Below are 13,579 nucleotides of genomic sequence, written 5' to 3'. Positions count from 1 at the left end.
GCACCGTCGGTGCGACGGCTCCGCCGGTTCACTCGGCGATGAACTCCTCAAGGTCGCGAACGATCGCGGCCTTCGGCTTCGCGCCCACGATGGTCTTGGCGACCTCGCCACCCTGGTAGACGTTCAGGGTCGGGATGGACATGACGCCGTACTTGGCGGCCGTACCCGGGTTCTCGTCGATGTTCAGCTTGACGATCTCGATCTTGTCGCCGTACTCGGACGCGATGGCCTCGAGGGACGGCGCGATCTGGCGGCACGGACCGCACCAGGCGGCCCAGAAGTCCACCAGAACAGGCTTGTCGCTCTTGAGGACGTCCTGCTCGAAGGAGTCGTCGGTCACATTCTTCAGGGTGCCGGCCACGGCGGGCTCCTTAACTGGTTGGTGCGTGGGGCGGGTAGGGAGGGTCAGACAGCGGTCTTCTCGGGCTCGGGCTGCTCCTCGTCCGCCAGGGCGGCGAGGTAGCGCTCGGCGTCGAGAGCTGCGGAACAGCCGGTACCGGCGGCGGTGATCGCCTGACGGTAGGTGTGGTCGACGACGTCGCCGGCACCGAAGACACCGGTCAGGTTCGTGCGCGTCGACGGCGCGTCCACCTTCAGGTACCCCTCTTCGTCCAGGTCGAGCTGGCCCTTGAAGAGCTCGGTGCGCGGGTCGTGGCCGATGGCGATGAACAGCCCGGTCACCGGCAGGTCCGAGATCTCACCGGTCTTGAGGTTGCGCAGCTTCAGACCCGAGAGCTTCGGGTCGCCCTGGATCTCGGCGACCTCGCTGTCCCACACGAACGAGATCTTCGGGTCGGCGAAGGCACGCTCCTGCATGGCCTTGGAGGCGCGCAGCGTGTCACGCCGGTGGACGATGGTCACCGACTTGGCGAACCGGGAGAGGAAGGTCGCCTCCTCCATCGCGGTGTCACCACCACCGATCACGGCGATGTCCTGGTCCTTGAAGAAGAAGCCGTCACAGGTGGCACACCACGACACGCCACGGCCGGAGAGTGCGTCCTCGTTCGGCAGTCCGAGCTTGCGGTGCTGCGAGCCGGTGGCGACGATGACGGCCTTGGCACGGTGCACGGTGCCGGCCGTGTCCGTGACGGTCTTGATCTCACCGCTCAGATCGACGGACACGATGTCGTCCGGAACGAGCTCGGCTCCGAAGCGCTCCGACTGGGCGCGCATGTTGTCCATGAGCTCGGGGCCCATGATGCCGTCCTGGAAGCCAGGGAAGTTCTCGACGTCGGTGGTGTTCATGAGCGCACCGCCTGCGGTGACGGCGCCCTCGAATACCAGCGGCTTCAGCGACGCGCGCGCGGTGTAGAGCGCCGCCGTGTAGCCGGCGGGCCCGGAGCCGATGATGATCACGTTACGGACGTCGCTCACGGCTTGATTCCTCGTCTCTGGACTGCGTCGGTCGAGCGGTAGGAGCTTCTCCAGGAGAACTCTCACCCCACCCAACGGATCCTAAGGGGCGCGCATTCCCGTTGTGTCCGGGCACACGGTGATGGGGCACCGCGAGGTGACCCCAGAGGACGAGACGAAGCGCTTGCTCAGGCGGACGGGTAGGTGCGCTTCAGGAGCACCTCGCCGACCGCATCGGACGCCGAGTGATCCACACAGGTCGCGTCGACGATGTAGGCGGTGACCCGGGTGGCGTCGGAAGCATCGGGAAGCAGCACGAGCATGGCTTTCTTCCCTTGATACGTGCCGCTCTCCGTCGCCAGGGCGGCGTCGTCCCGCCCGATGCCGTCGCGGACGCAGCCGGGCACCACGGCTCCCCTGAAGACCCGGTGCTGGTTGCCGGGGGCGGTCGCCGCGCCGAAGGGGGTGCGGGAGCCGCCGCCTCCCTCGGTTTTGTTCTCGGTCTTGTCCTCGGCCAGGAGATCGGTGACCTGCTTCCGCAGCTTCCCCTCGGAGAAGGTGTCCGCAGAGGTGTTCTGCCGCTCACCCGCCGTGTCGTGAGGCGGCTTGTTGTCGCCGAGCGACGACAGCAGGACGGAGCCCAGACCCAGGGCGGCCACCGTGAAGACGGTCCCGAGGACGGCGATCCTGCGGCGCCCGATGCGCGTGCGGCCCTTGCGGCCGGGGCCGGTGGAGGAGGAGCGGGGACGACCGACAGGCCGGTCGGTGGGAGTCGATGTTTCACGTGAAACACGCGCACCGTCGTCGTCGTGCGCGAGAAGGGGAGCACCCGCCGGCTCCGCGCTCTCCTCAGACTCCGGACCGCTGGCGTTCAGCAGAGCCTCGGCGGCAAGAGCCGCATCGATGCGGCCCGCGACATCGGCGGGCATGCGCGGTGGACCCGGCAGCGTACCGAGCAGTCCGCGGATCTCCTCCAGGGAGGCGTACACGTCCGCGCAGAGCTCGCACTCGTCCAGATGCCGACGGAGGTCGGTGGTCCGGGAGGCTGGAAGCAGGCCCTCGGCGAGGTCGGAGATCTCCGCGACGTCCGGGTGCCCGGCCATGTCTGTCGTCGACGTCACGCTCGTCCACCTCCGCCCTTCACTGCAGCTGGGTCGCTCGGTCCTGTATCCGGGGATTCCGCGCGGCGCGGCCCCGCTGCGGGTGGGACGGCCGGACCCTGCGTCCGGTTCCGTTCTCCGCCCGGGTTCTTGCCCTCACCGCTGCTGTCCGGCCGTAGATGGGTGAGCAGCGGCAGGAGTCTGGCTCGTCCGCGCGCGCATCTGCTTTTCACCGTGCCGGTCGGCACGTCGAGAATGCGGGCCGCTTCGGCGACGGGGTAGCCCTGCATGTCCACCAGGACGAGCGCGGCGCGCTGGTCGGCCGGCAGGGTTCCCAGGGCTTCGATGAGCTGCCGGTGGAGATCATGGCGCTCCGCCGGAGCCGAAGCCGATTCGTGCGGCTCCAGGAGCTGCTCCAGCCGCTCGGTGTCGTCGACGGGAGAGGTCTTCCGGGAGGCGGCCTTTCGGGCACGGTCCAGGCAGGCGTTCACCGTGATCCTGTGCAGCCAGGTCGTGACGGCCGACTGGCCCCGGAAGGTGTGGGCGGCCCGGTAGGCGGACACGAGGGCGTCCTGCACGGCGTCAGCGGCTTCCTCGCGGTCGCCCAGCGTCCTCAGGGCGACGGCCCAGAGCCGGTCGCGATGCCGCCGCACGATCTCGCCGAAGGCGTCGGGGTCGCCTTGGACGTGGCGGGCGAGGAGGTCCTGATCACTTGCACCGCTGTGCTCGGCGCGGCCCGCCATCGAACCCCCTTCCCTCTGTCGGCACTCAGCCCGTGAACTTCACTTCGGTGATGGCCTGCTTGTAACCCGGCCTGCTGTAGTTGGCGGGGTCGTCACCGGAGTACGGCAGCGCCGTCAGCCAGACCAGGACGTATCGGCTCTTCACCGGCTTGTCGACGGTCACCTTCAAGGAGGTGCTGCTCGTCGTCGCGGTGCCGAGTTTCTTCATGGAGCTGAGTGGCGTGGCCGATCCGAGGGAGTCGGTCGCGTACAACTCGGCGGTGGTGTGGTCGTTGCCGTACCGCAGGGAGAGTGTCGCGGCCGACACTTCCTGCTCGGACCCGAGGTCGTAGACGATGCCGACACCGGGCTTTATCACCATCTTCGGGCCGTCGAGGTAGCTGTTGGTGCGCCAGCCCGTGGACGTGTTGCCGTCGTAGGTCTTGGCCACGTCGGCGGGGTGCTGGGCATCGCCCTTGGCGACGTACTCCTGGGAGTTTTTGATGGCGATCGGCTTGGCCCCTGGGCGATTTCCGTTCTTGTCGCCGCCCTCGTTGTTCTGCGTCTTGGTCGGTTCCTCGTTCTTGCCACCCTGGTCCATCAGCGCGTCCGCCAGTTGCCAGCTGCCGAGGCCCAGCGCGGCGATCAGGAGTGCGGAGACGGCCCACTTCAGGGCCTTGCCCGTGCGGGTCTGGAGCGGGGGCGGCGGGCTCGGGATCTGCTGGGTGACGCCGGGGCGCGGGGCCTGACGGCCGTACGTGCCCTGCTGGTACGTCGTGCGCTGGTATTCGGGCGGGGCGGTGAACGCCGGCTCCGGCGGGCGGATGCGGGGCATCTCGCCGATCGCCTTCACCAGCTCCTCCGGGGTGGTGCACGGCGACTCGTGCCGGGAGGCGGTGGCACCGTCGTTGGCGAGCGCGCGCATGGCGAGCTCGGACAGCCCGCGGTGCACACCGGCGCGTACCTGGTCGGGCGCGATCAGGCCGATGTCCTTCGGCAGGCCCGACAGGCCGTAGGCGTCGCTCTCATACGGCCAGCGCTGCGTGAGCGCCGCGTACAGCAGGGCCCCGATGGCCTCGGTGTCGGTCCGCTGCGGGGTGTCGGACGACACGCCGCGGAGGGCGGCGTTCACGGCGAGGCCGCGGATGCGCCACTGGCCGGTCGAGGCGCGCAGCACGGCGTTGGGGTTCAGCCGCAGATGGGCGAGGCCCTCACGATGGGCGGCGGCCATGGCCGAGGAGACCTGGCTGACCATCTGGTAGGCGTCGTAGGGTTCCAGAGGCCCGGAGGCGAGGAGCGTGGTCAGTTCCGTCGCGTCGGGAAGCCACTCGTGGACGACGTAGACGACGTCGTTCTCCTCCACCGCGTCCAGCACCTGGACGAAACGCGGGTCGCCCAGGAGGGCGGAGGAGCGGGCGGCCGCCAGGACGGAGCGGGCACGCGAGTGGTCGGCGGGCAGGATGTGCACGCCGACGGCACGGCGCAGCTTCTCGTCCACGGCACGCCAACTGCTGAAACCGTCCAGACGGGTGACGCACTCCTCGAGGCGGTAGCGTCTGGCGAGTTTGTGACCACTGTGCAGTTCGGGCGGCGAGGTCTTTCCGGCACCGTCGGTCCCGGCGGTCTCCTGTACCTCGTCGCTGTCCGTGTCCCGCTCCCGGTTCTTGGCCACCCCGTCGGCCGTGGACTGGTCCGCCTGCGCGGTCAGCGACGTCTCGCCGCTGTTGTCTGCCACGTCGACGGCAGCCGTACTCCGTTCCGCCACCGTCGTTCCTGCCTCCCCATCCATTGCGCGCCCGCCCGACTTCCGTTGCGCGCCGTCCGACGCCGAAACCAATTGTGCCCACAGTCCGCCGCTATGCACGACACGCGGTGGCCGACGATGGTTGTGCGCCTACCCCCCGACTCAGCGTCCCAGGCGTCCGCGGACCATGCCGACCAGCGAGTTGAGTTCCTCGATGCGCATGCGGCGGGCGGCGACGAAGAAGACCCCGAGGAGCACGGCGCCGCCTGCCAGGACCGCGGCGAACGAGCCTGCGGGGCCCTGGCCGAGCGAGTGGCCGATGCCGTAGCAGGCCGCGCCGCTGAGCAGGGCGGCCGGGACGGACGCGATGCACAGCCGGGCGTAAGTCCGCAGGACTCGGGCTCCGTCGAGGTCTCCGCCGAGCCGCTTGCGCAGCCGGCGCCAGGCGACACCGACACCGATCGCGTAGGCCAGGCCGTAGGAGGCGGCCATACCGACCACGGCCCAGCGGGACGGGATCACGAAGTAGCAGATCGCCGAGGCGCCCGCGTTGACCGCGGCCACGATGACCGTGTTGTAGAAGGGAGTTCGGGTGTCCTCATAGGCGTAGAAGGCACGCAGGACCACGTACTGCACCGAGTACGGGATCAGGCCGAGCCCGAACGCCATCAGCATGAAGCCCATGTTGGTGGCCTCGCTGGTGCCCGAGGAGCCGAACATCAGCGTGCACATCGGGATGCCGAGGGAGAGGAAACCGAACGCGATCGGCACGATCGCGACCGCCGTGGTGCGCAGGCCCTGGGAGATGTCGTCGCGGACGGCGCCCCCGTCGCCCTCGGCGGCCGAGCGCGACAGGCGCGGCAGCAGGGCGGCCATGAGGGAGACCGTGATGATGGCCTGGGGCAGGCCCCAGATCAGCTGGGCGTTGGCGTAGGCGGAGAAGCCGGTGCCGTCGACCGGTGAGGCCTTGCCCGCCGCAGTGGACAACTGGATGACGATCATCGCGCCCGCCTGGTTGGCGAGGACGAACAGGACCGTCCACTTGGCGAGCGTGACGGCCTTGCCGAGGCCCTGGCCCTTCCAGTCGAAGCGCAGCCGCAGCCGGAAGCCGGTCTCGCGCAGATAGGGGATCATCGCGAGCGACTGGACCACGAGGCCGAGCAGGACGCCGATGCCGAGCAGGCGCTGGCCCTCCGGCGGGATGTTCGCGGCCTTCATCCCGGAGTCGGCCGCGGTGCCGTAGACGTAGATGAACATGCCCAGCGTCACGATGATGACGATGTTGTTCAGGACCGGGGTCCACATCATCGCGCCGAACTTGCCGCGGGCGTTGAGGATCTGGCCCATCACCACGTGGATGCCCATGAAGAAGATCGTGGGCAGGAAGTACTGGGCGAAGGTGACGGCGACCTGGTTCGCCGCCGGGTCGCTGGCGACCGGGTCGGACAGCACGCGGATGAGGAGCGGCGCACCGACGACCGAGAGCGCGGTGAGGGCGCCGAGCGTCACGATGACCAGGGTGAGCAGGCGGTTGGCGTACGCCTCGCCGCCGTCGTCGTCCTCCTTCATGGCGCGCACGAGCTGCGGCACGAAGACGGAGTTGAGACCACCGCCGACGGTGAGGATGTAGATCATCGTCGGCAGCTGGTAGGCGACCTGGAAGGTGTCACCGAGGAGGCCGACGCCCAGCGCCGACACGATCAGCGCGGAGCGGATGAAGCCGGTGAGGCGGGAGACCATCGTGCCCGCCGCCATCACGGCGCTGGACTTCATCAGGCCCGCGGCGCGTCCGCTCTTCTTCGGAGCGGACGAGGCGGCGGGCTCAGGGGCCGGCGTCTCGTCCACGAGGGGCGCGGTCGCCGCGGCCCGGCCGGGCGCCGCGTACTGGTCCTGCGGTGCGTACTGGTCCTGCAGTGCGTACGGGCCCTGTGCCGTCTGCCCCGGCGCCGGGGAGGGGCCGGGGACCGCCGGCGACTCGTACGACGGGTGGCCGCTGCTCTGCTGCTGGTCCCGGAAGAGATGCGCGAACGCGTCCGGCTCCTGGCGCGGTTCGCCCGCCTGGGAGACGAGGTCGTCCACACCCACGAACTGGGTGGTGCGAGCGTCGTCGCCGTACGGCAGGTGCCGCGTCGGGCCGTCCGGCTCCGGCGGGGGCGTCTGAGCCCACACCTGCGGGTCGGGCGCGTACGGCGACTGCGGCGGCTGACCATAGAGCTGCTGATGCGGCTGGTACGAGCCAGGAGGGGGCGGCGGGTGCGCGGCGCGGTCGTAGAGCGCCTCGCCGACCGGGTCCTGGGCGGAGAGGTCCTGTGCCCGGTAGGGGTCCTGGCCGTAGGCGTCCTGGAGGTAGATGTCCGCGGGCGGCTGCGGCGGCGCCTGGCCGTGCTCGGGCGGTGAGCCCTCGGGCCCGCCCGCATCGGGGTAGCCCGAGCTGCCCGCGGCCCGGCCGCGGTCACCGTCGTACGGCGCGTTCATGGTTACCCCACCTCATCGTCCCGGGCCCACCGGCCACGACTTCTCAACGGTCCACTCTCTCACCCGTGCCGGACGGGTCGGCGCTTTCCGCTGCGGTGTCCGGGGCCGGGTCACTCGGCTGCTCAGGGGCGTCGGCCCGTGAGCCGGCCTCGGTCTCCTCCTCGAGACGCGCGCCGGAGGCCTCCGGGTTCTGCGGAGCGCCGGCCTGGCTCTGCGGGCCGTCGGCCTCGGCGTCCGCCTCGGCGGTGTCGTCCTCGGCGGCCTCGCGGGCGGCGGCGCGCTTGCGCTGGGTGTACATCCGGAAGCCGGCGAGGACCAGGAGCAGGACGCCACCACCGATGACCAGCATCACCGTGGGCGTGACCTCGGTGACCCTCACGTCGAAGACGACCGGTTCGCCGTACTTCTGGCCGTCCTCCGTGTACAGCTGGGCTTCGACTTCCGCCCGGCCGTTGGCGTTGGCCGTCGTGGTGAACTTCACCGACTGGGCGTGGCCGCCGTTGACGGTGACATGCTGCTCCTCATAGGCGTCGCCGCCGATCTTGAGTCGCGTGGGGTTCTTCGACGTGAGCCGGAGCTCCAGGTTCTCGACGCCCTGGACCAGATTGTTCTGGACGGTCACGGGGATCGTGGCGCTGCGGCCGGAGAGCTTGGTCTCCGACTTCTGGATCAGCTTCACTCCGTCGATCAGGTCGTTGAGGTACGACTCGATGCCATCCCGGTACCCCACCGCTGCGACGCCCCGGCCGCGCCACGACGTGGACATCTCGCGGTTCATGGCCCGCCCGAAGGGGGTCACCACCCGGGACTGGCGGGTGAGGATCACCTTGAACTTGTCGAGCTTGCCCTGGGTCCTGGCGATCTGCGCGAAGGCGGCCCGCGGCAGCTCCTGCTTGCGCAACGAGGAGGGGTACGCGGAGGCTGGCGGCACCTTCGTATGGGCGGCCGGGTCGGGCTTGGCCTTGGCGGCCGCCGTGAGGTCCTGCGACTCGGACCAGTTCCCGCCCTGGAGAGCCGCCAAGGCCTCCGCCATGGCCTGCGCCTGGCTCACGGACGGCATCCGCTGCGGGGCGATGACGACGTTGCGCTGCTTGCCGGTCTGCAGGCCCAGCGTCAGGCTCTGGGCCAGGAAGCGCTGCACGGCGAGTGTGGAGGCGGAGGCCCTGGTCAGGTCGCCCTGGAACGCCGTGGACATGCGGGAGTCCGCGACCACCGCCGTGGTGCCGCCGCCGATGGGGCGGGCCGCGGAGGGCGTGTACGACAGGTTGTCCTGGAGGCTGTCGCCGCGGGCGATCACCTTGTCGGCACCCGCGGACGTGGCGACCTTCACGATCGACGGATCGACGGCGCCGTCCACCGGCCAGGCGAAGTCCGTGGACGGTTTCACGTGGAGGATCGTGTCCACCGTCTCGGCGGCGACATCGGTGGCCTCCTTGAGGTGGCTGAGCGAGCCGGTGACGTTCGTGCCGTTGTGGGCGAGGGAGGCCAGGTCCGGGTCGCCGAACGGCAGGGCGGCCACCTCCTCGCCCGTGACCGCCTGCTGGAGCTCGGCCAGCCAGTGCTTGGCGACCTCCTGGTTCTTGCCCGGAGTGGTGGTGCCGTCCGCACCGCGGACCTGGTAGCTCCCCGTCATCGCGTCGACGGACGCCAGCAGGTCCGGGTCGATCACCCATGTGATGTCGAGGCCCTTGCCCAGCGACACCATCTGGTCGAGGCGGCCGCCCGGGGCGATTTCCTCGGCGAGCTCCTCGTCGCGGAAGACCGGCGTCTGCTGCTCGTTCGACCCCGTCTCGGCGGCCATGTGGGCGCTGGAGACGAGCGGCCACAGGAACGTGGTCTTCGTCTTGGTGTCCGCCTCCTCCGGATGCCACGGCAGGAACGTGCGCTGGATGCCGAGAACCTGGTCCCAGGGCTGTGCGGCGGTCTCCCCGGAGAGCGCGACGGCCAGCTGGTAGACGCCGTCACGGCCGAGATCCAGCTTCTCGGCCGGCACGGAGATGCTGAAGGGTTCCGCCACGCCGGGGGTGAGCGCGGAGAACTTCTCGGTGTACTTGCCGCCGACCTTTTCCCCGGAGGGCCCCTGGAGGTCGTCGCTCTTCTTGGCGAGGGTGTCGATCGACGAGCGGGTCTCGAGCGGGGGGCCGACCTGAAGGTCGACATGGGCACGGGTGACCGTCTGCTTGCCGTTGTTGGTCACCGTGCCCGACACGGTGACCGTGTCGCTCTCGGAGGGGGTGCTGGGGGTGAGCGAGTCGACCGCGACCGCTACCGAGCCCGCGCTGGAGGCAGCCTGGGGGGACTCCTGCCCGGCCGCGTCCGCCGGCGTGGCGGCGGGCAGCTGGACGATTCCGGCCAGCAGGGGCGCGCCGGCGAGCAGTGCCCCGGTGCGCCGCAGCCACCGGCGGGCAGGTGAGGCACTGGTCCCCTGGAAGTCTGCCGCCTCGGCCACGCGCTCGTCCGTCCCTCGTCGTCGTCAGTGGTCGTCGGAATGTGCGTCCACGCATGGTAACGATGCGCGCTGAGGGGAAGTGCCGCGGTCCGTTCCACAAGATCGCCGACCGGCGTCCTGCTGTCCGGTATGTGGCTCTATGGGAGGAAGCGGCTCTTTACGGCTCAAGGGTTGGTCTTGTGCGTGGATAACGGACCTGTCCCCATGCTTCCGCACGGGGAATAGGAGGAGCTCGCGGTGGCCCGGGCCACGTACCCTCTTCTGTTGTGCCGAACGCCAACGAAGAAACGTCCAGTGCCCTGAGCCAGGTGCAGCACCGCGCGGTGAGTGAACTGCTGCGGGTCGCTCCTGTCGCCGACGACCTCGCCCGCCGTTTCCAGGAGGCCGGGTTCTCACTCGCCCTGGTCGGCGGCTCGGTACGGGACGCGCTCCTGGGCCGGCTCGGCAATGATCTGGACTTCACGACCGACGCCCGCCCCCAGGACGTCCTCAAGATCGTGCGCCCCTGGGCGGACGCCGTCTGGGAGGTCGGGATCGCCTTCGGTACGGTCGGTGCCCACAAGGACGGCTACCAGATCGAGGTGACCACCTACCGCTCGGAGGCCTACGACCGCACCTCACGCAAGCCCGAGGTGTCGTACGGAGACTCCATCGAGGAGGATCTGGTCCGCCGCGACTTCACGGTGAACGCGATGGCGGTGGCGCTGCCGCAGAAGGAGTTCGTCGACCCGCACGGCGGGCTCGAGGACCTCGCGGCGCGTGTGCTGCGTACGCCCGGCACCCCGGAGGAGTCCTTCTCGGACGACCCGCTGCGCATGATGAGGGCCGCGCGCTTCGCGGCTCAGCTCGACTTCGAGGTCGCCCCCGAGGTCGTCACGGCGATGTCGGAGATGGCCGGGCGTATCGAGATCGTCTCGGCCGAGCGGGTCCGGGACGAGCTGAACAAGCTGGTCCTCTCCCCGCAGCCGCGCAAGGGCTTGACGCTGCTCGTCGAGACGGGCCTCGCCGATCGCGTGATGCCCGAGTTGCCGGCCCTGCGGCTGGAGCGTGACGAGCACCACCGCCACAAGGACGTCTACGACCACACGCTGATCGTCCTGGAGCAGGCGATGGCACTGGAGGAGGACGGTCCCGACCTCACCCTCCGCCTGGCTGCCCTGCTGCATGACATCGGCAAGCCGCGCACCCGCCGGTTCGAGAAGGACGGCCGGGTCTCGTTCCACCACCACGAGGTGGTCGGGGCGAAGATGACCAAGAAGCGCATGACGGCCCTGAAGTACTCCAACGAGCTGGTGAAGGACGTCTCACGGCTGGTCGAACTCCACCTGCGTTTCCACGGCTACGGCACCGGTGAGTGGACGGACTCGGCGGTTCGGCGCTACGTCCGTGATGCCGGCCCGCTCCTCGACCGCCTCCACAAGCTGACCCGCTCGGACTGCACAACCCGGAACAAGCGCAAGGCGGCGGCTCTGTCGCGCGCGTATGACGGGCTGGAGGAGCGGATCGCCAAGCTGCAGGAGCAGGAGGAGCTGGACTCGATCCGTCCGGACCTCGACGGCAACCAGATCATGGAGATCCTCGGGGTGGGCCCCGGTCCGGTCATCGGCCGCGCCTACCAGCACATGCTGGAGCTGCGCCTGGAGAACGGGCCGATGGAGCCGGACGCCGCGGTGGCCGCACTCAAGGAGTGGTGGGCCGGGCAGGAGGGCTGAGGCTGCGAGAACGGGGTCATGTTTCACGTGAAACATGACCCCCGGGGCAGCGCGCTGAAGCTGACAGAGGGGCGGTGTTTCACGTGAAACACCGCCCCGCGTGCCGTTTGCCTACTTCTTGTAGTCCTTCAGGCAGAGCAGGAAGTCCTTGCCGTCACCGCTCTCGGTGTACGTGTACTGGAAGTCCTTGGCCGCGGCCTCGCACTTGCTGGAAGCCAGCGTGTCGGTGAGGTACGAGCCTTCGATCTTGGCCAGCACCTTGAACTGGGCCTTCGCGTCGTCGCACTTCACGACTTCGAGGTCCGGGTTGTTGTCGCTGCTGCTGCCGCGGTGCATGCAGTCGCCGACGGCGGCCGTGTTGGCGTCGTCCCGGCTGGTCACGTAGCCGACGATGGCGATGCTCGCCACGGCTATGACGATGACGATGTTCTTGATCGTCTTGAAGCTGAGCTTGCGACCGGACGGCTGCGGGGGGACCGGAGCGTACGGACCGCCACCCTGGGGCGGGAGGCCGGGCTGCCCGGGCTGCTGGGGGTAACCGCCCTGCGGCGGGAACGGAGCCTGGGGTGCAGCCGCGGGCTGGCCCTGTGCGAACGGATTGCCCTGGGGCGGCGGAGTAGTCATTCGGGGGTCCCCCTAGAACATGGTGAGTGACGCGAACATGTCGCGAGATAAGACTCACGTAAGGTAGCGGTCCCCACTGACAACGCAGTAGTCAGAAGTGGCTCTGTGTCATTGATGTGACACTTACTGGCGGTCAAATCGGGCCATAGTCACAGCTACTGCCGCGTAGATAACGGCGATCGTGATCACCAGCGGCACGGATCGGCCGTCCGGCGGCAGCATCAGGGCCGCCACAGCGGCCGCGCCGACGAAGAAAACGTTGAAGAGGACGTCGTAAACCGAGAAGATCCGGCCACGGAAGCCGTCCTCGACGGAGGACTGGACGATGGTGTCCGTGGCGATCTTCGCGCCCTGGGTGGTCAGCCCCAGGACGAAGGCCGCGGCCAGCAGCGGGGCGGTGGCGAACGGCAGCCCGAGGGCAGGCTCCAGCAGCGCCGCTGCCCCCGCGCACACGACGATCCAGCGCCCCGGCCCGAGCCACCCCGCGGCCCAGGGGGTCACCACCGCCGCCGCAAAGAACCCGGCGCCGGAGACGCCCAACGCCAGTCCCAGCAGGGCGAGTCCGTCGTCCGTGGTCGAGGTGAGGGCGTACCGGCACAGCATCAGCAGCATGACCAGCAGGGCGCCGTAGCAGAACCGCATCAGCGACATCGCCGCGAGGGCCCAGGCGGCCTCACGGCGCTGGGGCGCGGCCAGATGACGCACGCCTGCCGCCAGGTCGCGAGCGGTGTCCGTGAGGGCTGTCCCGATCCGCTCGCGCGCCAAGGGCCGGTCCGGGCCGAGGAGTTCACGCGCCATGCTCAGTGACACCAGGGCCGCGCACAGATACAGACCGGCTCCCACGAGCACCACGGCGGCGTCGGAGTCCGCCACCACCAGGCGCACGGCGAAGGCGAGTCCGCCACCCGCGGTCGCCGCCAGCGTTCCGGCTGTCGGTGAGAGGGAGTTGGCGAGGACCAGGCGATCGGCGTCGACCACGCGCGGCAGGGCGGCCGACAGGCCGGACAGGACGAAGCGGTTGACGGCGGTGACGCACAGCGCCGAGACGTAGAAGAGCCAGTCCGGAGCCGGACTGAGGATCAGCACGGCCGTCGCGCAGGCCAGCAGCGCGCGCAACAGACTGCCGAACAGCAGGACCTGACGGCGCCGCCAGCGGTCCAGCAGGACACCGGCGAAGGGGCCGACGAGGGAGTACGGGAGCAGCAGCACCGCCATCGCGGAGGCGACCGCGGCCGCCGAGGTCTGCTTCTCCGGCGAGAAGACCACGTACGCGGCGAGTGCGACCTGATAGACGCCGTCGGCACCCTGCGACAGCAGACGCACGGCGAGCAGGCGCCGGAAACCCTGGAAGCGCAACAGGACGCGCAGGTCACGGACGACGGCCATGGGGACCAGCCTCA

The 13,579-nt window shown here is 69.7% G+C and carries 10 protein-coding genes; 1 reads left to right on the top strand and 9 read right to left on the bottom strand.

The features are described 5' to 3' along the window. Positions 1–28 precede the first annotated feature (28 nt). The 7 genes from trxA to ACFY9E_RS13390 all read right to left on the bottom strand — a co-directional run bounded on the left by trxA (position 29) and on the right by ACFY9E_RS13390 (position 9,843). Entirely contained in the window at positions 29–361 is a 333-nt protein-coding gene (gene trxA, locus ACFY9E_RS13420; RefSeq protein WP_030847066.1) for a thioredoxin, read from the bottom strand. Positions 362–405: 44 nt separating this feature from the next. Then, a complete protein-coding gene (gene trxB / locus ACFY9E_RS13415) occupies positions 406–1,374 on the bottom strand; it encodes a thioredoxin-disulfide reductase (protein ID WP_390982559.1) in 969 nt (322 codons plus the stop codon). A gap of 167 nt (positions 1,375–1,541) precedes the next feature. Next, complete coding sequence (locus ACFY9E_RS13410; RefSeq protein ID WP_390982556.1) at positions 1,542–2,474, bottom strand: anti-sigma factor family protein; 933 nt, start codon at positions 2,472–2,474, stop codon at positions 1,542–1,544. Beyond that, positions 2,471–3,196 carry an RNA polymerase sigma factor SigM gene (gene sigM, locus ACFY9E_RS13405; RefSeq protein ID WP_390982553.1) on the bottom strand — a complete coding sequence of 242 codons (726 nt, stop codon included), beginning with the start codon at positions 3,194–3,196 and terminating at the stop codon, positions 2,471–2,473. The genes ACFY9E_RS13410 and sigM overlap by 4 nt, the downstream gene beginning before the upstream one ends. 25 nt (positions 3,197–3,221) lie before the next feature. Beyond that, complete coding sequence (locus ACFY9E_RS13400; protein ID WP_390982550.1) at positions 3,222–4,940, bottom strand: protein kinase family protein; 1,719 nt, start codon at positions 4,938–4,940, stop codon at positions 3,222–3,224. Between the two features lie 141 nt (positions 4,941–5,081). Next, entirely contained in the window at positions 5,082–7,394 is a 2,313-nt protein-coding gene (gene murJ, locus ACFY9E_RS13395) for a murein biosynthesis integral membrane protein MurJ (protein WP_390982547.1), read from the bottom strand. A 43-nt stretch (positions 7,395–7,437) separates the two neighbouring features. Further along, complete coding sequence (locus ACFY9E_RS13390) at positions 7,438–9,843, bottom strand: DUF6049 family protein (RefSeq protein WP_390982545.1); 2,406 nt, start codon at positions 9,841–9,843, stop codon at positions 7,438–7,440. Positions 9,844–10,109: 266 nt separating this feature from the next. On the opposite strand from ACFY9E_RS13390, the gene ACFY9E_RS13385 reads away from it, so the two are divergent. Continuing rightward, positions 10,110–11,555 (top strand): CCA tRNA nucleotidyltransferase, encoded by a 1,446-nt coding sequence (locus ACFY9E_RS13385; protein ID WP_390982542.1) that lies wholly within the window; start codon positions 10,110–10,112, stop codon positions 11,553–11,555. Positions 11,556–11,666: 111 nt separating this feature from the next. On the opposite strand, the gene ACFY9E_RS13380 is transcribed toward ACFY9E_RS13385, so the two are convergent. Both ACFY9E_RS13380 and ACFY9E_RS13375 read right to left on the bottom strand, forming a co-directional pair. After that, positions 11,667–12,179, bottom strand: a complete 513-nt coding sequence (locus tag ACFY9E_RS13380) for a hypothetical protein (protein ID WP_390982539.1) — start codon at positions 12,177–12,179, stop codon at positions 11,667–11,669. Between the two features lie 123 nt (positions 12,180–12,302). Continuing rightward, complete coding sequence (locus ACFY9E_RS13375) at positions 12,303–13,565, bottom strand: MFS transporter (RefSeq protein ID WP_390982536.1); 1,263 nt, start codon at positions 13,563–13,565, stop codon at positions 12,303–12,305. Positions 13,566–13,579: the final 14 nt, after the last annotated feature.

Origin of the sequence: Streptomyces sp. NPDC012466 (assembly GCF_042955215.1) — a bacterium.
Classification (GTDB): domain Bacteria; phylum Actinomycetota; class Actinomycetes; order Streptomycetales; family Streptomycetaceae; genus Streptomyces.
The sequence above is the reverse complement of the archived record's forward strand: the minus strand, read 5'-3'. Positions and strand labels throughout refer to the sequence as shown.

Excerpts from the sequence above, each read along its gene's own strand:
- sigM (WP_390982553.1), bottom strand. The coding sequence starts at position 3,196 with ATGGCGGGCCGCGCCGAGCACAGCGGTGCAAGTGATCAGGACCTCCTC.
- murJ (WP_390982547.1), bottom strand. The coding sequence starts at position 7,394 with ATGAACGCGCCGTACGACGGTGACCGCGGCCGGGCCGCGGGCAGCTCG.
- ACFY9E_RS13380 (WP_390982539.1), bottom strand. The coding sequence starts at position 12,179 with ATGACTACTCCGCCGCCCCAGGGCAATCCGTTCGCACAGGGCCAGCCC.
- ACFY9E_RS13375 (WP_390982536.1), bottom strand. The coding sequence starts at position 13,565 with ATGGCCGTCGTCCGTGACCTGCGCGTCCTGTTGCGCTTCCAGGGTTTC.